This is a genomic window from Actinoplanes oryzae, from assembly GCF_030757795.1.
Taxonomy (GTDB): domain Bacteria; phylum Actinomycetota; class Actinomycetes; order Mycobacteriales; family Micromonosporaceae; genus Actinoplanes.
In genome coordinates this window covers 26287-46847 of the sequence record NZ_JAUQWH010000017.1, presented here as the reverse complement: position 1 = coordinate 46847, position 20561 = coordinate 26287, and the positions used below count along the sequence as shown (strand labels likewise).

The 20561-nt window shown below is 72.7% G+C and carries 18 protein-coding genes and 1 pseudogene; 4 read left to right on the top strand and 15 right to left on the bottom strand.

Annotated features, from left to right (window positions below; translation table 11 throughout):
* The first annotated feature begins 34 nt into the window (after positions 1 to 34).
* Both RBH18_RS08825 and RBH18_RS08820 read left to right on the top strand, forming a co-directional pair.
* Entirely contained in the window at positions 35 to 538 is a 504-nt protein-coding gene (locus RBH18_RS08825) for a GNAT family N-acetyltransferase (protein ID WP_306205592.1), read from the top strand.
* Between the two features lie 10 nt (positions 539 to 548).
* Positions 549 to 1106, top strand: a complete 558-nt coding sequence (locus RBH18_RS08820; RefSeq protein ID WP_306205590.1) for a GNAT family N-acetyltransferase — start codon at positions 549 to 551, stop codon at positions 1104 to 1106.
* 118 nt (positions 1107 to 1224) lie between these two features.
* Here RBH18_RS08820 and dapB read toward each other — a convergent pair whose 3' ends face one another.
* The 6 genes from dapB to RBH18_RS08790 form a co-directional block, all read right to left on the bottom strand.
* Positions 1225 to 1977 (bottom strand): 4-hydroxy-tetrahydrodipicolinate reductase, encoded by a 753-nt coding sequence (gene dapB, locus RBH18_RS08815; protein WP_306205668.1) that lies wholly within the window; start codon positions 1975 to 1977, stop codon positions 1225 to 1227.
* On the bottom strand, positions 1961 to 2851 hold the full coding sequence (locus tag RBH18_RS08810; protein ID WP_306205666.1) for a phosphatase PAP2 family protein: 891 nt from the start codon (positions 2849 to 2851) through the stop codon (positions 1961 to 1963). The genes dapB and RBH18_RS08810 overlap by 17 nt, the downstream gene beginning before the upstream one ends.
* An 86-nt stretch (positions 2852 to 2937) precedes the next feature.
* Positions 2938 to 4272, bottom strand: coding sequence for a M16 family metallopeptidase (locus RBH18_RS08805; RefSeq protein WP_306205589.1), 1335 nt, complete (start codon positions 4270 to 4272; stop codon positions 2938 to 2940).
* Between the two features lie 8 nt (positions 4273 to 4280).
* A complete protein-coding gene (locus RBH18_RS08800) occupies positions 4281 to 6623 on the bottom strand; it encodes a polyribonucleotide nucleotidyltransferase (protein WP_306205587.1) in 2343 nt (780 codons plus the stop codon).
* A 197-nt stretch (positions 6624 to 6820) separates the two neighbouring features.
* Positions 6821 to 7090: a 30S ribosomal protein S15 gene (rpsO, locus tag RBH18_RS08795; RefSeq protein ID WP_305782807.1), complete on the bottom strand. Its 270-nt coding sequence runs from the start codon at positions 7088 to 7090 to the stop codon at positions 6821 to 6823.
* A gap of 113 nt (positions 7091 to 7203) precedes the next feature.
* On the bottom strand, positions 7204 to 8136 hold the full coding sequence (locus RBH18_RS08790; protein WP_306205583.1) for a bifunctional riboflavin kinase/FAD synthetase: 933 nt from the start codon (positions 8134 to 8136) through the stop codon (positions 7204 to 7206).
* 80 nt (positions 8137 to 8216) lie between these two features.
* Here RBH18_RS08790 and RBH18_RS08785 point away from each other — a divergent pair, with 80 nt between their 5' ends.
* Both RBH18_RS08785 and RBH18_RS08780 read left to right on the top strand, forming a co-directional pair.
* Positions 8217 to 10859 carry a response regulator gene (locus RBH18_RS08785; RefSeq protein ID WP_306205581.1) on the top strand — a complete coding sequence of 881 codons (2643 nt, stop codon included), beginning with the start codon at positions 8217 to 8219 and terminating at the stop codon, positions 10857 to 10859.
* Positions 10856 to 11251, top strand: a complete 396-nt coding sequence (locus tag RBH18_RS08780; protein WP_306205579.1) for a response regulator — start codon at positions 10856 to 10858, stop codon at positions 11249 to 11251. Before RBH18_RS08785 ends, RBH18_RS08780 begins: the two co-directional genes overlap by 4 nt.
* Positions 11252 to 11275: 24 nt before the next feature.
* Here RBH18_RS08780 and truB read toward each other — a convergent pair whose 3' ends face one another.
* The 9 genes and pseudogenes from truB to RBH18_RS08740 all read right to left on the bottom strand — a co-directional run bounded on the left by truB (position 11276) and on the right by RBH18_RS08740 (position 20558).
* The gene (gene truB / locus RBH18_RS08775) at positions 11276 to 12157 is read right to left on the bottom strand and encodes a tRNA pseudouridine(55) synthase TruB (RefSeq protein ID WP_306205577.1); all 882 of its coding nucleotides are present in this window, start codon (positions 12155 to 12157) and stop codon (positions 11276 to 11278) included.
* 23 nt (positions 12158 to 12180) lie between these two features.
* Positions 12181 to 13503, bottom strand: coding sequence for an MATE family efflux transporter (locus RBH18_RS08770; protein ID WP_306205576.1), 1323 nt, complete (start codon positions 13501 to 13503; stop codon positions 12181 to 12183).
* A gap of 504 nt (positions 13504 to 14007) precedes the next feature.
* Entirely contained in the window at positions 14008 to 15054 is a 1047-nt protein-coding gene (locus RBH18_RS08765) for a DHH family phosphoesterase (RefSeq protein ID WP_306205574.1), read from the bottom strand.
* Entirely contained in the window at positions 15051 to 15515 is a 465-nt protein-coding gene (gene rbfA / locus RBH18_RS08760) for a 30S ribosome-binding factor RbfA (RefSeq protein ID WP_306205572.1), read from the bottom strand. Before rbfA ends, RBH18_RS08765 begins: the two co-directional genes overlap by 4 nt.
* Positions 15516 to 15605: 90 nt before the next feature.
* Positions 15606 to 15899 carry a DUF503 domain-containing protein gene (locus tag RBH18_RS08755; protein ID WP_306205570.1) on the bottom strand — a complete coding sequence of 98 codons (294 nt, stop codon included), beginning with the start codon at positions 15897 to 15899 and terminating at the stop codon, positions 15606 to 15608.
* 42 nt (positions 15900 to 15941) lie between these two features.
* The gene (locus RBH18_RS08750) at positions 15942 to 16961 is read right to left on the bottom strand and encodes a TRM11 family SAM-dependent methyltransferase (protein WP_306205567.1); all 1020 of its coding nucleotides are present in this window, start codon (positions 16959 to 16961) and stop codon (positions 15942 to 15944) included.
* A gap of 75 nt (positions 16962 to 17036) precedes the next feature.
* Positions 17037 to 19724: a translation initiation factor IF-2 gene (gene infB, locus RBH18_RS08745; protein ID WP_372338889.1), complete on the bottom strand. Its 2688-nt coding sequence runs from the start codon at positions 19722 to 19724 to the stop codon at positions 17037 to 17039.
* 357 nt (positions 19725 to 20081) lie between these two features.
* Positions 20082 to 20165, bottom strand: a pseudogene (locus RBH18_RS44085) (translation initiation factor IF-2 N-terminal domain-containing protein); the annotation flags it as partial.
* A gap of 132 nt (positions 20166 to 20297) precedes the next feature.
* Positions 20298 to 20558: a YlxR family protein gene (locus RBH18_RS08740; RefSeq protein ID WP_372338888.1), complete on the bottom strand. Its 261-nt coding sequence runs from the start codon at positions 20556 to 20558 to the stop codon at positions 20298 to 20300.
* Between the last annotated feature and the right edge of the window lie 3 nt (positions 20559 to 20561).

Below are 20561 nucleotides of genomic sequence, written 5' to 3'. Positions count from 1 at the left end.
GGTACGACAATTTCCGGCCGGGCACGATGGCGCCATGCTCGAGATCCGCCCGATGTCCGACGGCGAGGCCCTGGCCACCGCCGAGATGCACGTGCGCACCTGGCGCTCCGCCTACACCGGGATCGTCCCCGGCGCCTTTCTCGCCGCGATGGATCCCGCTCAGTTCGCCGAGCGCCGCCGGGCGCGACGGACGACCGTCCTCGTCGCCGTCCGGGACGGCGTCATCATCGGCAACGCGGACTACGGGCACTACCGCGAGGACGACGGATCCCCCGACCCGCGGCACGGCGAGCTCAACGCCATCTACGTCGACCCATCGGCGTGGGGCACCGGGACGGGGCACGCCTTGTTCGCCGCCGTCGAGCAGGAGATGACCGGCACCTGGCCCGACATGCGACTCTGGGTGCTGGAGGACAACCTGCGGGCGCGCCGGTTCTACGAGCGGCAGGGCATGCGCCCGGACGGGGCGAGTGACTTCTGGACCCCGCACGGCACGGCGGCCCGGCTGCGTGAGCTGCGTTACGTCAAGGCTCTGTAGGCTGCCGGGCATGGCTCTCGGCTTCGTCCGCACCGCCCGCCCCTCCGAGGCCTCGGAGATCGCCCGCATCCAGCTCACCACGTGGCGCACGGCCTACCGGCGGATGTTCCCGCCGCACGTGCTGGCGAACCTCGACGAGGCGTACCTGACCAGGGGCTGGAGCCTCGCCATCGAGCAGCCGCCGACCCCGCGGCACCGGGTGCTGATCGCGGTGGAGCAGAGCGAGTCGGAGCAGACGGTCGTCGGCTTCGCGGCCTCCGGACCGGCCGACGAGCAGGCCCTCGCCCCGGACGAGCCGCCCCTGCCCGACTCCGTCGCCGCCGTCACCGACTTCCTGGTCGAGCCGCGCTGGGGCCGCCGCGGCCACGGCAGCCGCCTGCTGGCCGCCACCGTCGACCTGTGGCGCGAGGACGGCTTCGCCTCGGCGGTGGCGTGGGCCTACGACGCGGACAAGGCCACCCAGAAGTTCCTGACCGGCTCCGGCTGGCAACCCGACGGCGCCGGCCGCGCCCTCGACGTCGACGACATGCTCGTCAACCAGCTCCGCCTCCACGTCGCCCTCGCTTGACGGCTGTCCCGTGGCGGACGGGCGCCGGCACCCTGCGCGGACTGATCAGCGCCGGCGCGGACCGTCCGGGAAACCGCTGCGGAGCCGGATCGAGCTGGTCAAGCCCTGACCGGCGTCCTCAGTCGAGGAGCGGGTCCAGGCCGACGGTCAGGCCGGGGCGGGACGCCACGTTGCGCACGGCCAGCAGCACGCCCGGCATGAACGACGCCCGGTCCAGGCTGTCGTGCCGGATGGTCAGCGTCTCGCCGGCCGTGCCGAAGAGGACCTCCTGGTGGGCCACCAGACCCGCCGCCCGGACGGCGTGGACGCGTACCCCGTCGATCTCCGTGCCCCGGGCGCCCGCCATCTCCTCCTTGGTGGCGTCCGGCATCGGGCCGAGTCCGGCGGAGGCACGGGCGGCGCCGATCAGGCGGGCGGTGTGGGTGGCCGTGCCACTGGGGGCGTCGAGCTTGCGAGGGTGGTGCTGCTCGATGATCTCGGCGGAGTCGAAGAAGCGGGCCGCTCGCTGCGCGAACTGCATCATGAGGACCGCGCCGATGCCGAAGTTGGGGGCGATCAGCACGCCCACCGGAGGGTGCTCCTCGACCAGGGAGGCCACTTCGGCCAGGCGCGAGGTGGTGAAGCCGCTGACGCCGACGACCGCGTGGATGCCCTGGCCGACGGCCCAGCGCAGGTTGTCCATGACCGCGTCGGGGGTGCTCAGGTCGACCACCACGTCGACGCCGGCGGCCGCGGCCAGGTCGTCGCCGCGGCCGATCGTCGCCGCGAGCGAGAGGTCCGGGGCGGCCGAGATCGCCTTGCACGCCTCGGTGCCCATGCGGCCCTGGTATCCGATGACGCCGACGCGGAGAGTTTCAGTCACGCGGCAAATCTAGTGGACGGAACCAGCGGCGTTCGACCAGGCCGACGACGACGAAGACCGCGGCGACGTACGCCCAGCCGACCAGCACGTCGATCACGTAGTGCTCGCCGGTGTAGACCAGCGTGAAGGTCATCGCCAGCGGATAGGCCAGCAGCAGCGGCCACCAGCGCCGGCGCACCATGGGCAGGAAGAAGGCGACCGCCATCATGGCCCACGCGGTGTGCAGCGACGGCATCGCCGCGACGGGGTTGGACTGCTCGACCTGCAGGGCGTTGAGCGTGTTGCCGGCGCCGTGCAGGCCGATCGCGTCCCACCCGTTCGTGGAGATGCGGGCGACCGGCGCGTTGAGGTAGCCGCGCTCCCCCGCCCACCACGGCGGCGCGGCCGGGTAGAGGAAGTACGTGATCAGCCCGAACACGCACAGCGTGAACCACCGGCGGATGAACCGGGCCCACTGGAAGCGCGTGCGCACCCACAGGATCACGGCCACCGTCGGGACGGTCAGGAAGTGGGAGACGTACACGAGGGTGACCACGACCTCCCACCACTGGACGACGCCCGGGTGGTAGAGGTGCTGCTGCAGCCAGGTGGTCGGGACCTGGCCGCCGGTGAGCCAGCCGAACATGTCGATGTCGGCGTGGATCATCTCGGTGACGTGCGGGTCGAAGAAGTCGTCGGCCCACGCGCGGGAGACGTTGTAGACGACCAGCAGCAGGGAGATGGGCAGCCAGTCGCGCAGGAAGAGCAGGTGCTGCTTCCAGGGCAGGTAGTTGCGCCACGCGATGGTCGCCAGCCAGAGCCAGCCGAAGGCGATGAGCGGGTCGCTGGTCGGCACGCCGATGAAGTACGTGCCGACCGCGAACACGACCGCGAAGACGGTCATGCCGATGATGCGCCGCTTGCGCCGGTCAGCCGGGCTCAGCTCGACATCGGGCGCCGGGGGGCTTTCGATGGTCACAACACTCCAGGCTAGCCAGCGGGCGAAAAGGCATCGTCGGCGAAGGGGCCGACCACGGCCAGCGACATCGGCCGGGCGAGCAGGTCCGCCGCGAGCGCGTTGACGTCCTCGAGCGTCACGGCATCGACCTTCGCGAGCAGCTCGTCGACGCCCATGAAGTCGCCGTAGAGCAGCTCCGACTTGGCCAGCCGGCTCATCCGCGAGCCGGTGTCCTCCAGGCCCAGCACGTACGCGCCCTTGGTCATCCCCTTGCCCCGCGCCAGCTCCTCGGCGGTGATCCCGTCGGCGGCGACCTCGGCGAGCGAAGCCCGGATCAGCTGCAGGACCTCCTCGGCCTTGCCCGGCGCGCACCCCGCGTAGACGCCGAAGAGGCCGGCGTCGGCGTACTGCGTGCCGTACGAGTAGACCGAGTAGGCCAGGCCGCGCTTCTCCCGGACCTCCTGGAAGAGCCGGCTCGACATGCCGCCGCCGAGCACGTTGTTGAGCACGCCGAGCGCGAAGCGCCGCTCGTCGTCGCGGTGCAGGCCGGCGGTGCCGAGGACCAGGTGCGCCTGCTCGGTGTCCTGGTTCCGGACGACGGTGACGGGCGGTTTCACCCGGGCCGCCTTCCCCGTACGCACCGCGGCCGGCGCCCCCGCCGAGTCCAGCGGGCTCCCGGCCAGCGCCTGGCGCACGAGCCGCACCACGGTCGCGTGCTCGAGGTTGCCGGCCGCCGTCACGACGATCCGCGGCGCCTTGTAGCGGCTGCGGTAGAACCGGTGGATCTGCTCACGCGTCATCGGCGTGATCGTCTCCTCGGTGCCCGAGATCAACCGCCCCAGCGGGGTGTCCGCCCCGAAGATCGCCTCGGTGAAGAGGTCGTGCACCTCGTCGCCGGGCTCGTCGTCGTGCATGGCGATCTCTTCGAGGATGACCCCGCGCTCGGTCTCCACGTCGGCCGGGTCCATGACCGAGTGCGCCACGGCGTCGCAGAGCACGTCGATGGCGAGCGGCAGATCCGCGTCGAGCACCCGTGCGTAGTAGCACGTGTACTCCTTGGTGGTGAACGCGTTGGTCTCGCCGCCGACCGCCTCGATCTCCGCGGAGATGTCCAGGGCCGACCGGCGCTCGGTGCCCTTGAAGAGCAGGTGCTCCAGGAAGTGCGACGCGCCGGACAGCGTGGCCGACTCGTCGCGGGAGCCGACGCCGACCCAGATGCCCAGCGCGGCGCTGCGCGTGGTCGGGATCGCCTCGGTGATGATGCGCAGACCGCTGGGCAGGATGGTGCGCTTGACGCCGTCGCCGAGGGTCTTGGTAGCCGAACGGGCCGGCCTCTCGGCCGGCCCGCGGTTGTTACTGGTTGTCATGCGTGGCGTCAGCTACGGTCGCCGCCGCGGTCCCCGCCACGGTCGCCGCTCGGGCGCGAGCGGCGGCGGCGCGGGGCGTCGCCACCCTCACGGTCACCGCGCGGGGCGCGCTCCTCGCGGGGCTTGTCGCCCCCGGCCGCGGCCGGGGGGGCCGCCGGGGCCTCCTCGCCCTCGGGGCGGACCTTGTCGAGGTAGATCTTGCCGCGGTTGTCGATGTCCGCGATCGAGACCTCGACCTTGTCGCCGACGTTGAGGAAGTCCTCGACCTTCTCGACCCGCTTGCCGTCGCCCACCTTGGAGATGTGCAGCAGGCCGTCGCGGCCGGGCAGCAGCGAGATGAACGCGCCGAACGCGGCCGTCTTCACCACCGTGCCGAGGAACTTGTCGCCGACCTTGGGCAGCGTCGGGTTGGCGATGGCGTTGATCCGCTCCACCGCGGCGTCGGCCGACGGGCCGTTGGTCGCGCCGACGTAGATCGTGCCGTCGTCCTCGATCGAGATGTCGGCGCCGGTCTCGTCCTGGATCGCGTTGATCGTCTGGCCCTTCGGGCCGATGACCATGCCGATCTTGTCGACCGGGATCTTGACGCTGGTGACCCGCGGGGCGTACTCGCTCATCGACGCCGGGCCCTCGATCGCCGCGGCCATCACGCCGAGGATCGTGGCGCGGGCGTCGTGCGCCTGCTGCAGGGCGGCGGCCAGCACGTCGGACGGGATGCCGTCGAGCTTGGTGTCGAGCTGCAGCGCGGTGACGAACTCGCTGGTGCCGGCGACCTTGAAGTCCATGTCGCCGAACGCGTCCTCGGCGCCCAGGATGTCGGTCAGCGCGACGTACTCCGTCTTGCCGTCGACCTCGTCCGAGATCAGACCCATCGCGATGCCGGCGACCGGGGCCTTCAGCGGGACACCGGCGGACAGCAGGGCCAGCGTCGAGGCGCAGACCGAGCCCATCGACGTCGAGCCGTTGGAGCCCAGGGCCTCGGAGACCTGGCGGATCGCGTAGGGGAACTCCTCGCGCGACGGCAGCACGGGCACGAGGGCCCGCTCGGCCAGCGCGCCGTGGCCGATCTCGCGGCGCTTCGGCGAACCCACCCGGCCGGTCTCACCGGTCGAGTAGGGCGGGAAGTTGTAGTTGTGCATGTAGCGCTTGGACTTCTCGGGGGCGAGCGTGTCCAGGGCCTGCTCCATGCGCAGCATGTTCAGCGTGGTGACGCCCATGATCTGGGTCTCGCCGCGCTCGAACAGCGCCGAGCCGTGCACCCGGGGCAGGATGCCGACCTCGGCCGACAGCGGGCGGATGTCACGCGGGCCACGGCCGTCGATGCGGACCTGCTCGCGCAGGACGCGCTGGCGCACCTCGGACTTGGTGACCGAGCGGAAGGCGGCGGAGATCTCCTTCTCCCGGCCCTCGAACCGCTCGTCGAGCAGCTCGTGCGCCTTGGCCTTGACCCGGTCGAGGGCCTCTTCGCGCTCCTGCTTGCCGGCGATCTTGAGCGCCTCGGCGGTCTCCTCGCGGACGGCCTCGACGACGGCGGCGTACACGTCGTCCTGGTAGTCGAGGAAGACCGGGAACTCCTGCACCGGCTTGGCGGCGACCTCGGCCAGCTCGCTCTGCGCGCGGCACAGCTCGCGGAGCGCGGGCTTGGCGGCCTCGAGGCCGCTCGCCACGATCTCCTCGGTCGGGGCGGTGGCGCCGGCGGCGATCAGCTTGACCGCCTGCGGGGTGGCCTCGGCCTCGACCATCATGATCGCGACGTCGCCGTCCTCGGTGACCCGGCCCGCGACGACCATGTCGAAGACGGCCCGCTCGAGCTCCTCGATGGTCGGGAAGGCGACCCACTGGCCCTCGATGTAGGCGACGCGGGTCGAGCCGACCGGGCCGCTGAACGGCAGGCCGGAGAGCTTGGTCGACATCGAGGCGCCGTTCATGGCGACGACGTCGTAGGGGTGCGCCGGGTCGAGCGCGAGGACGGTCTCGACGACCTGGACCTCGTTGCGCAGGCCCTTGGTGAACGACGGGCGCAGCGGCCGGTCGATCAGGCGGCAGGTGAGGATCGCGTCCTCGCTGGGGCGGCCCTCGCGGCGGAAGAACGAGCCGGGGATGCGGCCCGCGGCGTACATGCGCTCCTCGACGTCGACCGTCAGCGGGAAGAAGTCGAAGTGCTCCTTCGGCGCCTTGCTGGCCGTGGTGGTCGAGAGGACGGTCGTCTCGCCCAGCTGGACGACGACCGAGCCGCCGGCCTGCTTGGCCAGCCGGCCGGTGGAGAAGGTGATCTCCCGGGTGCCGAACGACCCGTTGTCGATGACGGCGGTGCGGGATTCGGTGCCGAGAGCGTTGGTCTGCTCTGTCATGTGGTGCGGAACTCCTTCGTCGAGGACCCGGCGGTCTCTACAGCGCGGTTGCAGCGGTGGCCGGTCTTCGATCGAAGTGCCCGGAAATCCGGTTCCGGGAACCACTACCGAGGACCGGTGCCGTCAATTACTGCGGCCGCGCGGGTCCGTGGGTTGTACAGCGGGGGAGCGACCGTCGGCCACTCCCCCGGGTGAAACTAGCGGCGCAGGCCGAGGCGCTCGATGAGCGAACGGTAGCGCTGCACGTCCTTCTTCTGGACGTAGTTGAGCAGGCGGCGGCGACGGCCGACCAGCAGCAGCAGACCACGACGGCTGTGGTGGTCGTGCTTGTGCACCTTGAGGTGCTCGGTCAGGTCGGCGATCCGCTTGGTGAGCATCGCGATCTGGACCTCGGGAGAGCCGGTGTCGCCCTCCGCGGCCTGGTACTCACCGATGATCTTGGTCTTGGTCTCTTGATCGAGCGCCATGTTCTCCGTGCTTCTGTGTTGCCGGTGACTGCGAATCCCTGCACCCGCGGCGTCGGGCAGGCACGCAGGGTCGTCGATCGGACATTCCGATACTCGACAACCCTACCAGCCCGTCAGGAGAGCAGCGCCCTCGTCTCGGCGACATCGTCGTTCATCTGCTCGATGAGCGCCGAGATGTCGGTGAATGTCAGCTGGCCACGCTGGTGCGCGACGAAATCGACGGCCACCCGCTCGCCGTAGAGATCGCCCTCGAAGTCGAGCGCGTAGGCCTCGACCCGCCGTTCCCGGCCCGAGAAGGTCGGGTTGGTCCCCACCGACACGGCCGCCATCAGCCGCTCGCCGCCCGCGCCGCCGCGCAGCAGCCACCCCGCATAGACCCCGTCGGCCGGGATCGCGGCGTAGCGGTGGGTCATCAGGTTGGCGGTCGGGAAGCCGAGCTCCCGGCCGCGCTGGTCGCCGCGGACCACCACGCCGTTGACCCGGTGGGGCCGGCCGAGCGCGGCCGCGGCCGCCCTGACGTCGCCCGCGTCGACGCAGCTGCGGATGTACGTGGACGAGAAGACCAGCCCCTCCTCCGCCACCAGCGGCGCCTCCTCGACCGTGAAGCCGAACGTGTGCCCGAGCTTGGCCAGCAGCGCCAGGTCGCCGGCCGCCCGGTGCCCGAAGCGGAAGTTGTCGCCCTCCACCACCACGGCGGCGTGCAGGGCCTCGACCAGCACGTCGTGCACGAACTCCTCGGCGCCCAGCTGCGAGAACGCCGGCGTGAACGGCACCACGCACAGGGCGTCCACGCCCAGCTCCGCGATCAGCTCGGCCTTGTGCACGGGTTCGGTCAGCACCGCCGGGTGCGACCCGGGCCGGACGACCTCCGCGGGATGCGGGTCGAACGTGACCACGACCGAGTGCAGCCCGAGGTCCCGCGCGCGCTTCACGGTGTGCCCGATGATCGCCTGATGGCCCCGGTGCACCCCGTCGAAGACGCCGATGGTGACCACCGATCGCCCCAGCTCGCCCGGCACCGCTTCGTAGCCGCGCCACCGCTGCATTGCACGCCTCCCCTGTGCGTCGACCACGCGTAAGAGTATCGGCCTCCCCGACTGCCTGAAACGCTACAGTTGATCCCGATATGAGACGGGACGAGCTGGCTCTGGACCTCGTCGCGGCGGGCTGCGTCTTCGCCGTGCTGTTTCTCCGCGCCCTCTACGGCTACCTGCGACGACGCGATCCGCTGCAGCGTGACGTGACGCTCGTGTTCCTGCCGAGCACGGTCTGGTTCTCCCTCGTTCTGCTCAGCCGCGTGGTCGAGCTTCCTTACCGCGTGATCCTGGTCGCGATCGTGCTCCTCTTCGCCCAGCCCTACCTGACGCTGCGCCTGGCCTCCCGGCTGCGGGCGGTGCCGGCCTGGCAGGAGTGGGGCGCCCTGAGCGTCTCCGTCTTCACCGCGGGCCCGCTGATCCTGGCGCCGCAGCCGATCCCGGGCCGGCAGTGGGTCGTGGCCGTCGCCGGATACGTGCTGGTCGAGATCGCGGCCGGCTACCTGCTGCTGAGCAAGGCCCGCCGCCGCACGGGCGCCAACCGGGTCCGGCTGACCGTCGCGGCGGCCACCGCCCTGACGTCCGTGGCCATGGTCGTCGTGCTGGTCCTGGCCGTGACGCATCCGCTGGACGAGAGGTTCGTCACGGCGTACCGGGTCATCGCCCTGGTGTGCGCGGCCGGCTACCTCGTCGCCTTCGCCCCGCCCAAGTGGCTGCGCCGCGCCTTCTCCGCGCTGGCCGCCCAGTCCGTCACCGAGCGGCTGCTGCGGGCCGAGGTCGAGTCGCCCGAGGAGGTCTGGCAGACGTACGCCGGGATCATGCGCGAGCAGACCGGCGCCGACGCCGTGGCCGTCCTCATGCCGCGCCCCGACGGGATGCTGGCCACGGCCGCGTACTCCGGTCCGCCGTTGCCGACCCCGCAGGAGCTCGACCTGCCGGAGGTCACCGCGCTGATCCGCCGCGGCCGGCCGGCCCGGCTCCGCGAGGGCGGCGAGGCGCTGGTCGCCCACTACGGCGACGACCTCGGCGACGACTTCGTGACCGTGGTGAGCATGCCGGTCCCGCCCGACGCCGAGGGCGCCGTGCTGCTGTTCAACCGGCACCGGACGCTGTTCGACGACGACGACCTGCGGCTGTTCGCGCTGCTCGGCGGCGAGGCGGGCATCCTGGCCGAGCGGCAGGCGGTCGTCGCGGCCCAGCGCCGGCTCGCCGCCGAGCTGAGCGCGTCGGTGGCGGCGCTGACCCGGGCCAGCCAGGCGAAGAGCGCCTTTCTGGCGAACATGAGCCACGAGCTGCGTACGCCGCTCAACGCGATCATCGGCTTCAGCGACCTGATGCGCCAGGAGGAGCCGGAGGGCGACCGGCGCCGGGTCCCCGCCGAGTGGGCCGAGCACATCCACACCAGCGGCCGGCACCTGCTCGGGCTGATCAACGACATCCTCGACCTGGCCAAGGTGGAGGCGGGACGGCTGGAGCTGCGCCTCGCCCCGCTGCGCGCCGACGCGGCCATCCAGGAGCTGCTCACCGGCCTCTCGCCGCTGCTCACCACGAAGCACCTGACCGTGGTCACCGAGCTGGCCCAGGTCACGGCGAACGCGGACCGGGTGCGGTTCCGCCAGATCGTCGAGAACCTGCTCTCCAACGCGATCAAGTTCACGCCGGAGGGCGGCCGCCTCACGGTCACGACCGCCGCCGACGGCGAGTTCGTCACCGTCACGGTCGCCGACACGGGCGTGGGCATCGCCGAGGCGGACCAGGCGCGGGTGTTCGAGGAGTTCCAGCAGGTCGGCGATCCGGAGCGGGCCCGCGCGGGCACCGGCCTCGGGCTGGCGCTCACCAAGCGGCTGGTGGAGGCCCACGGCGGGGAGATCTCGCTGGTGTCGGCGCCGGGCCAGGGCAGTGCCTTCACCGTACGGCTGCCGGCCGCGCCCGTCGTCGAAGCGGTGACCGCCGACGGGTCCGGCGACGGCGCCCGGATCCTGCTCGTGGAGGACGACCCGCAGGCCGCGGAGCTGCTTCGCACGCAGCTGGAGCACGCCGGCTACCAGATCGACGTGGCCGGCACGGGCGAGGCCGGGCTCACCGCCGCCGGCGCCCACCCGCCGGACGCGATCGTCCTCGACGTGGCGCTGCCCGGCATCGACGGCTTCGAGGTGATCCGCCGGCTCAAGGCCGACGCCCGGCTGGCGGAGATCCCGGTGTTCTTCGCCACGATCATCGACGAGCGGCAGGCCGGGCTCGCCCTGGGCGCGAGCGACTACTTCGTCAAGCCGGTCGAGCCGGCGGTGCTGCTGAGCGCCCTCGCCCGGACGGTCGCCAAGCGGCCCGTGCCCCGCGTCCTGGTCGTGGATCACGACGACGCCGTGCGCCGCGCGATCGAGGACGGCTTGCGCGCCGGGGGCGCCGACGTGGTCGCCGTGGCGGACGGCCGCGACGGACTGGCCCGCAGCCGCGAGGGCCAGTTCGACCTCATCGTGTGCGACATGCAGTCGCCCGCCGCCGACGGCTTCAGCATGCTCGCCGCCATCGAGCAGGACCCCGCCACCCGGCAGACGCCGGTCCTCGGCCTGGCCGCCACCGCCGGCGAGGCGTCCCTGGTCGCCACGGCCATGGCGGGCGGCGTCGTGGCCACCGCCATGGCCGGGGGCGCCGGGGCCGACAAGCTCGCGCCGCTGCTGGGCGTCCGCACCGACCCGCCCGAACCGCCCGCCGGAAGTCCCGAGGAGAATTCGTGAGCCGCATCCTGCTGGTCGAGGACGAGGAACTCAACCGCACCCTGGTCAAGGCCGTCCTGGCCCGCGCCGAGATCGCCGCCGTCCGCGACGCCGAGATCATCGACGCGAACAGCCTCGCCGCCGCCCGCACGCAGCTCAACACCGCCGACGTCGACCTGGTGCTCCTCGACATGAACCTCCCGGACGGCAACGGCCTCACCCTGGCGGGCGACCTCGCCACCGGCCGCATCGGCGCCGACCGCCGCAGGCCGGTGGTCGTCGCGGTGACGGCCAGCGTCCTCCCCCAGGACCGTGCCGCCGCGGTCGAGGCGGGCTGCGACGGCTTCCTCGACAAGCCCTACGCGGCCGCCGACCTGATCGCCGTCGTCGCGGAGCACCTCCCGGCGAGGTGACCCCGGCGTCCGTCCGGCCGGACGCTATGCCGGGGCGAGCACGATCTCGGCGCGGGCCCGGCCCTCGCGCTCCGAGACGATCGCCAGGACGTCGCCGGTGGGGGCGAAGACGGCGTACGGGCCCTGGATGCCGACCGGTGCCAGCGGGCCGCCGTGGCTCAGCACCCGGGCCTCGTCCTCGGTCGCCTCGCGCGCGGGGAACGCCTGCCGGGCGGCCTCGCTCATCGGCAGCCCGATCACATCCGGGGCGCGCTCCTCCAGCTCCGGCAGCGTGGCGGCGTCGGCGAGGGTGAGGTCGCCCACGGCCGTACGCCGGAGGGCAGTCAGGTGGCCCCCCACCGCGAGCGTGGCACCCAGGTCCCGCGCGATCGCCCGGATGTAGGTGCCGCTGGAGCAGTCGACCTCCACGTCGACGTCGATCACCCCGTCCCCGCGGCGGATGTCGAGGACGTCGAGGCGGAAGACGGTGACGCGGCGGGCGGCCAGCTCGACCTGTTCGCCGTCGCGGACCCGCTTGTACGCCCGCTCGCCTTTGATCTTGATGGCGCTGACCGCGCTGGGCACCTGGTCGATCTCCCCGGTCTGCGCCACGAGACCGGCCCGGATCGCCTCGTCGGTCACCGCGCCGGTGGGCGTGGTCGCCGTGACGTCGCCCTCGGCGTCGTCGGTGATCGTGGACTGGCCCAGTCGGATGGTCGCCGCGTAGCTCTTGCGGGCGCCGATCACATAGGTGAGCAGGCGGGTCGCCCGGTTGACCCCGATGATCAGCACGCCGGTGGCCATCGGGTCGAGCGTGCCGCCGTGCCCCACCCGGCGGGTTCTGGCGAGCCGCCGGATCCGGGCGACCACGTCATGGGAGGTCATCCCGGCCGGCTTGTCCACAACGATGAGACCGTCGACGTTCACGCCCTAACCCAACCAGACGCTCCTCAGCGGGCGACGCCCACCACCGCCCATCGGCTGCCGCGCCAGCGGATCAGCAGCGCGACCAGCCGGACGAGCGTGAACGCGGCCAGCCCCGCCCAGATGCCGGGCAGCCCCCAGGCGAAGGCGTGCGCGAGCCAGATCAGCGGCAGGAACCCGCCCACCGCCCCGATCAGCGTCATCGTGCGCAGATAGCCGACGTCGCCGGCCCCGATCATCACCCCGTCGAGTGCGTAGACCACGCCGGCGAAGGGCAGCATCGCCACGAACCACGGCCACACGAGGGCGGCCTGGTCGTGCACGGCCGCGTCGCTGGTGAACAGGCGCGGGATCACGCCGGCGCCGGCGGCGGCGAGCACGGCGAACGCGACTCCGGAGATCCCGCCGACCAGGGTGACCCGGCGGGCGATCCCCCGGGCGGCGCCGGTGTCCCCGGCGCCGAGGGCCGCGCCGACCAGCGACTGCGCGGCGATGGCGACCGCGTCCAGGGCGAGGGCGGCGAAGAACCACAGCTGCAGGGCGATCTGGTGGGCGCCGACCGCGGCGACGCCGAAGCGGGCGGCCACGGCGGTCGCCGACAGCCAGCACGCCTGGAAGGCCGCGCCGCGGATGAGCAGGTCGCGGCCGAGGACCAGCTGGTTGCCGAGGACGGACAGGACCGGGCGCAGGGGCGCGCGCTCGCGCACGACGGCCGCCAGGAAGAGGCCGCCCGACACGGTCTGGGCGGCGACGTTGGCCACGGCCGAGCCCTCGAGGCCCCAGCCGGCGCCGTAGACGAGCAGCGGGCAGAGGGCGGCGGACAGCACGTTGGCGCCGAGCACGAACCACAGCGGGCGCCGGGTGTCCTGCACCCCGCGCATCCAGCCGTTGCCCGCCGCGGCGAGCAGCAGGCCGGGCACGCCCAGGACGGCGATGCGCAGCCACGTCTCGGCGGCGCGGGCGGCCCCGGGGTCGCCGGCGAGGGCGCGGGCCAGCGGACCGGCGAACGCCTGCGCCAGGACCACCAGCACGAGCGCCGTGATCAGGGCCAGCCAGGAGGCCTGGACGCCCTCGGACACCGCACCCGGGCGGTCACCGGCCCCGAAGCGGCGCGCGGCGCGACCGGTCGTCCCGTACGCCATCAGCGTGCCGAACCACACGGCCAGCGACATTACCGTGCCGCCGACAGCGACCGCGGCCAGCGGAACCCGGCCCAGATGACCGACGACCGCCGTGTCGACCAGCACGTAGAGCGGCTCGGCGGCCAGCACCACCAGCGCGGGCAGGGCGAGGCCGGCGATGCGGCGGGCCGGCGTGGGGTGGGCGACCCTTGCGGCGGACGGGCTCATGAGTGCCCATGATGCCCGCCCAGCCGTAAGGATCGCAACGCAGCTCGGCAGTTACACGTCGGCGGAGTCGATCGACACCCCTCGCCCGTCCCCCGCTCCGGCGCGCACCGCGGCTGCGCACTCACGCACCCCGGCGCGCCTTACTGACGCGTGTCGAGAGAGGTCTGCAGGGCGCGACGGGCCTGCTCGCGCGGGTCGTCGGCGGGCGGGGGCTTCGGCTTGGCGGCCATGATGAAGGGTCCTTCCTGGACAGGATCGTCGTCGAGCGGGCCTCGCGGGACCGGGCCCGGGGTTTCCGGGCGGGGTGGCGCGCGGCGCGGCGCGGAACGCGCGGCTCGAGGTCTTCACCGCCGGCCAGGGTTATGACCGTGCAAAAACCTAACTTCCGTTCACCCAAACTATCGTTCAATCCCGGTCTCTGCGCAGCCGGTCCCACCCACCGGGAAGCAAAAAAGGCGACAGGCCAGCCCAGGAGGGTTGGCCTGTCGCCACGCAATGTAACGTCTATGTTACTGAACGTTGATCCAATTGGGCGCGGACGGTGGCCATCACGTCGGCCGGCGTGCCGTGGCCGGTGAAGCCCGCCGCGAGCCGATGGCCGCCCCCGCCCAGGGCGAGCGCGACCGCGCTGACGTCGACCGCCCCCTTGCTGCGCAGCGAGACGGCCCACTCCTCCGGGCCGGTCTGCTTGACCACGACCGACACGTCGGCCTCCGCCACGCAGCGGACCGGGTCGATCAGGGCGTCCAGCACGTACGGCTGCTGGCCGTGCCGGGCCAGGTCGTCGAGCGTCGCGTACGTCCACACGAGCCCCAGGCCCCCCACGGCCCCCGGATCCAGCTCCGCCCGGGCGAGCGCGTCGGCGAACAGCTTCGTCGCCCCGAACGGCCGGGTGTCGAAGATCCGCCGCGAGATGTCCCCCGGCCGCAGCCCGGTGGCGAGCAGCCGCGCCGCCAGCTCGTGCACCCGCGGGGTGGTCATGTCGAAGCGGAACGAGCCCGTGTCGGTCGTCAGCGCGATGTAGAGGCACTCGGCGATCGCCCGGTCGAACGGGACGCCGAGCCGGTCGAGCAGCTCCACCGCCACCACCGAGGTCGCGGCCGCGAACGGGTCGACGAGACGCACGTCGCCGAAGCCGGTGTTCGTCGCGTGGTGGTCGAGCACCACGCACGTGCCGGGACCGGCGAGCCGGCCGGCGAGGGCGCCCATCCGGGACTCCGCCGCCACGTCGAAGACCAGCAGCAGGTCGGGCTCGGCGAACGCCTCGCCCTCCGGCACCAGCAGCTCCAGGCCGGGCATGCCGGCGAAGGGGCCGGGGACGTCGAACGGGCCCGGGAAGGACGCCCGCAGCTCCCCGACGCCGAGCCGGCGCAGGCCCAGCGCGAAGCCGAGCATGCTGCCGAGCGCGTCCCCGTCCGGGTTCACGTGACAGACGAGCTGGACCTGTGCCCCGGGAGCGAGACCCCGGACCGCCGCCACCGCGGCGGCCCAGTCGTCGTCCGCGATCCCGGGCCGGGCGGCGACGGAGGTGTCGGCGACCGTGTCGGTCACCGATTCTCCTCGGCGCCCACCCGCTCGTCCGCGTCGTCCTCGTCCTCGTCGTCGGTCTTGTACGGGTCCGCGTCGCCCGCGTACTGCTTGCCCGCGGCCAGCCGCTGCACCTCGGCGTCCCGGTGCCGCGCCGCCGCCAGCAGATCGTCGATCTCCTTGGCGTGGTCCTGCACGTTGTCCAGGACGAACGTGAGGCTCGGCGAGTGCCGCAGCCCGAGGGCGTGGCCCACCCTGCTGCGCAGCATGCCCTTGGCGCTCTCCAGCGCCGCCGCCGTCGAGGCCTGCTCCGTCGCGTCGCCGAGGACCGTGTAGAACACCTGCGCGTCGCGCAGGTCCCCGGTGATCCGGGCGTCCGTCACGGTCAGCATGCCGAGGCGGGGGTCCTTGAGCTCGCGCACCAGCGAGGCCACCAGCTCCTTCACCCGCTCCGCGTGCCGCCGAGTCTTGGCCGGGTCCGACATAACGCCCACCTCCGACAACCGTGCCTGCGGGGATCCGGTTCCCCCGCCCAACTCACGAAGCCTACCCAGGCCTCGCGGGTGCCGAACGCGCTAGTCCTCGTCGCCGTACAACCGCCGCTTGACCGACAGCAGTTCGATCTCGGGACGGCCGGCGACCTGGTGCTCACAGGTGTCGACGACCGCCCGGGCCTGGGCGGGCTCGGCGGCCACCGCGGCGACCCCGATCTGGGCCCGCCCGTAGAGGTCGTGCATGCCCACCTCGGCGGCGCTGACCTCGAACTTCTTCAGCATCGCGAGGATCGGCCGGACATAGGAACGCTTCTGCTTCAAGGTGCGCGAGTCACCCGGCAGGAGCAGGTCGAAGATCGCAGTCTCGGTGTACATCAGCGAGCAGAGTACGCCCGGCCGGCCGCGCGGGCACCCGAGTTAGTTGCGGGCCACGATGACGTCGCGCTCGATGCCCTGGTCGACGCGGTGGCTCAGGTCCTCGTACGGGACCGGCTCGAGCCCGTTGGCCCGCAGGATGTCCTCGGCCAGCTCCCGCTTGGCGACCTTGGTGTTCCACGACAGGCCCATGGCCCCGCCGGGACGCAGCAGCGTGGCCCACTCGGGGACCGCCCGCTCGAGCAGGTCGAGAGGGCTGCGCCGGATGCCGCCGGCGTCGTCGTAGCTGCCGTGCGCGACCCCGTACGGCAGGTCGGCCACGATGACGTCCGCGCACCTGGGGCGCAGCAGGCCGTCGAGCTGGGTGGTGTCCGCCTGGATCAGCGTGACCTTCTGCGTGTCGCCGGCCTTGTGATCTTCCTTGCTGGCCGCCAGCGTCACCTCGAGCCGGCGGGCGGCCCGGCGCCCCTGCCGCCGCACGGGCACCAGGTCGGCGGTGTGCTTGAGCCGCTTGCGCTTGAGCCAGGTCTGCAGGAACAGCTTGTACGCCTCCACGTCCTTGCCGTCGATCTCGATGCCGAGCCCGTCGTAGCCGTACATCAGGGCCTGGTTGAGCGTCGTCCCGCGCCCGGCCAGCGGGTCGCAGACGGTGAGCCGGGCGTCGAGCATCCGGCCCGCGGAGGCCGACGCGAGCAGGGTGAGGTTGAGCACGAGCTTGGTGAACTGCTCGTTGGTCTTGCCCGCGTACTTCGGGATGGTGATCAGGTCGCTGTCGTAGCGCGCCAGCGGGGTCAGCGTGACCGGCCGCAGCAGGTCGTCGGGCAGCTGCTCGAAGAGCGCGTAGCCCGAGGAGAGGTTGGACAGCAGGGCGACGTCCCGGGGCTCCAGCGCGCCGTCGAAGGTGACGTAGCCGACGCCGCCGATCGTCGCCTCCGCGATGTCCGCGAGCGGGGCGGACAGGGCCCCGGAGAAGGCGCTGAGCTCCGCGCGGGTCAGGCGGCCGGCCTGGTCGGCGTAGACGCGGTTGGCGGACGGGGCGAGCAGCAGGGCGTAGCGGGACATCTGAGTAGTAAAGACAACGGCCCCCGGTGCTTTCGCACCGGGGGCCGCCGCTTGTCTCAGCCTCGCGTCAGATCATCAGGCGCGCGGCTTCTCCCGCATCTCGAACGTCTCGAAGATGTCGCCGATCTGCGGCGTGCCGAAGCCCGAGAACGTCACACCACACTCGAAGCCCTCCCGGACCTCCGTGGCGTCGTCCTTGAACCGGCGCAGCGAGTTGATGGTGACGTTCTCCGCCACCACGACCCCGTCGCGCAGGACCCGGGCCTTGGCGTTGCGCTTGATGAGACCCGACCGGACGATCGTACCGGCGATGAGACCGATCTTGGACGAGCGGAAGATCTCGCGGATCTCCGCCGTGCCCTGCTCGACCTCTTCGTACTCCGGCTTGAGCAGGCCCTTGAGCGCCGCCTCGATCTCCTCGATGGCCTGGTAGATCACGCTGTAGTAGCGGATCTCCACGCCGGCGCGGTCGGCGAGCTCCTTGACCTTGTTGCTGGCCCGGACGTTGAAGCCGATGATCGTCGCGATCTGCTCCGACGAGGCCGACGCCAGGTTGACGTCGCTCTCGGTGATCGCACCGACGCCGCGGTGGATGACCTTGAGCTGGATCTCGTCCGGAATCTCGATCTTGAACAGCGCGTCCTCGAGAGCCTCCACCGAACCGGAGGAGTCGCCCTTGATGAGCAGGGTGAGCGAGGTCTTCTCGCCCTCCTTGAGCTGCTCCATGAGCGTCTCGAGAGTGGCCCGGCCGCGCGAGTTGGCGAAGCTCGCCGCGCGGCGGCGTGCCTGCCGCTGCTCGGCGATCTGCCGCACCGTGCGGTCGTCCTCGGCCGCGAGGAACGTGTCGCCCGCGCCCGGCACCGACGTCAGGCCCAGGACCAGGACCGGACGGGCCGGCTCGGCCTCGGCGACGTTGTTGCCGTTCTCGTCGAGCATGGCGCGGACGCGGCCGTGCGCGCCGCCCGCCACGATCGAGTCGCCGGCCCGGAGCGTGCCCTTCTGCACCAGGACGGTGGCGACCGCACCGCGGCCCTTGTCGAGGTGCGACTCGACCACGACACCCTGGGCGGGGCCGTCGGTCGGGGCGGTGAGCTCCAGCGACGCGTCGGCGGTCAGCAGGACGGCCTCGAGGAGGTCGTCGATGCCGATGCCGGGCTTCGCCGCGACGTTGACGAACATCGTGTCGCCGCCGTACTCCTCGGCGAGGAGCCCGTAGTCGGCCAGCTGCTGGCGGACCTTCTCCGGGTTGGCGTCCGGCTTGTCGACCTTGTTGACCGCGACCACGATCGGCACCTCGGCCGCCTTGGCGTGGTTGAGGGCCTCCACCGTCTGCGGCATGACGCCGTCGTCGGCCGCCACGACCAGGATGACGATGTCCGTCGCCTGGGCGCCGCGGGCACGCATGGCGGTGAACGCCTCGTGACCCGGGGTGTCCAGGAACGTGATCGCACGCTCCTCGCCGTTGTGCTCGTAACCGACCTGGTAGGCACCGATGTGCTGGGTGATGCCACCCGCCTCGCCGGCGACCACGTTGGTCTTGCGGATCGCGTCGAGCAGCTTCGTCTTACCGTGGTCGACGTGACCCATGACGGTCACGACCGGCGGCCGGGTGACGAGACGGTCCTCGTCGACCGCGGCGTCGAGGTCGATGTTGAACTGCGCGAGCAGCTCACGGTCCTCGTCCTCGGGGCTGACGATCTGCACGTCGAAGCCCAGGTGCTCGCCGAGCAGCAGCAGCGTGTCGTCGGAGCACGACTGCGTCGCCGTCACCATCTCGCCCAGGTTGAACATCTCCTGGACCAGCGAGCCGGGGTTCGCGTTGATCTTGTCGGCGAAGTCGGACAGCGAGGCGCCACGCGACAGCCGGATCTCCTGACCCTGACCGCGCGGAGCACCCGAGCTCATCTGCGGAGCCGACAGGTTGTCGAACTCTTGACGCCGCTGCTTCTTCGACTTGCGGCCACGGGTCGGCCGGCCACCGGGACGCCCGAAGGCACCCGCGGCACCGCCGCCACGGCCACGACCGCCGCCACCCGGGCGACCGCCGCCACCGGCACCGACGGGACCGCCGCCACCGGGACGGAAACCGCCACCGGCACCGCCGCCACCGCCGCCGGGGCCGCCACGGTAGCCACCGCCACCGCCGCCACCACCGGGACCGCCGCGGTAGCCACCGCCACCGCCGCCACCGCCACCGGGACGGAAGCCGCCACCGGCACCGCCACGGCCGCCGCCGGCGCCACCGCCGGGACCACCCGGACGGCCCGCACCGGGGCCACCGGGACGACCCGGACGCTGGGACGGCATCGACGCGGGGCTGGGCCGCGGGGGCATCGACGCGGGACTCGGCCGCGGGGGCATGCCGGCCGGGTTGGGCCGGGGACCGCCGCTGCCGGCCTGGTTGGGACGCGGCATCGAGGCGGGGGACGGACGACCGCCGCCGCCGGAGACGCCGAAGGGGTTGTTGCCCGGACCGCGGGCCGGACCCGGACGCGGGCCGCCGGGGCCGGGACGACCCGGCGCGGCGGGCGTGCCCGGCTGGGCCGTGCGGTTCGCGGCGGGCGAGCCCGGACGCGGCGGGACCGCGCCGGGACCCGGACGCGGGCCCGGACGGACCGGGGCACCCGGGGTGCCCGTGCCGCCGTCGGCCGGGGGCTGCTGCGCCCGGCGCTCGGCGTCCCGGGTGCGGGCGGCCTGGGCGGCCTTGACCGCAGCCTCCTGCTCGGCCTTCAGCGCCGAGGCGCGGGCCTCGGCGGCCGCCACCTCGATGTCGTGCGCACTGGCCGGCTTCGCCACCGGACCGGGCCGGGGGCCCGGACGGGCGGGCGTGGGCCGCGGCGGCTGGGCGGCCGGACCGGGCGTGGGAGCCGGGGCCGCGGGCGCCGACGTGCTGGGCGCTCCCGGAGCCGGCGGAGGGGTGGGACGGCGCGGCGGCTGCGGCCGGGCCGTCATCGGGTTGGGACGCGGCGCGCTGGGCGCGGGCGTGCCGGTGCTCGGCGCCGCAGGGGCGGGAGCGGACGCCGCGGGGGCGCCACCGCCGGACTGGGCGTCGAAGTTGACTCGCAGCCGCCGGGCCACGGGGGCCTCGACCGTGCTGGATGCGGACTTGACGAACTCGCCCATCTCCTTGAGCTTGGCGAGAACGGTCTTGCTGTCGACCCCGAGCTCCTTCGCGAGCTCGTGTACGCGGGCCTTTCCTGGCACTGCACTCCTCACTTCGAGGCCGTGCGAGTGCGAACCCGCAGCGACCTCACTCGTGCACTAGAAGCCTGGTCATTTCAGGGACTTCATCGTGTGCTCATGTCGGTCGTCCTACCTTGCTGGGTCGTGACGGGGCTACGACGCCTCGTCATCGGTTGTTCCGAGCGGCGGGGCCGCACGGATGTGCTCGGCAAGCTGCCCGGTGTCAGCAACGCCGGAGAGACGCAACGCACGCCCGAAGGCGCGTCGCCGCTCCGCTTGCGCGAAGCAAGCCGGATCGGGGTGCAGATGTGCACCCCGCCCCGGCAGCCGCCGGTCCGGATCAGGCTGAAGCCGGGGGGAACCCCCCGCTTCCACCGCAACGAACCGCAGCAGATGGGAGGCCGGAGCGCGCATGCG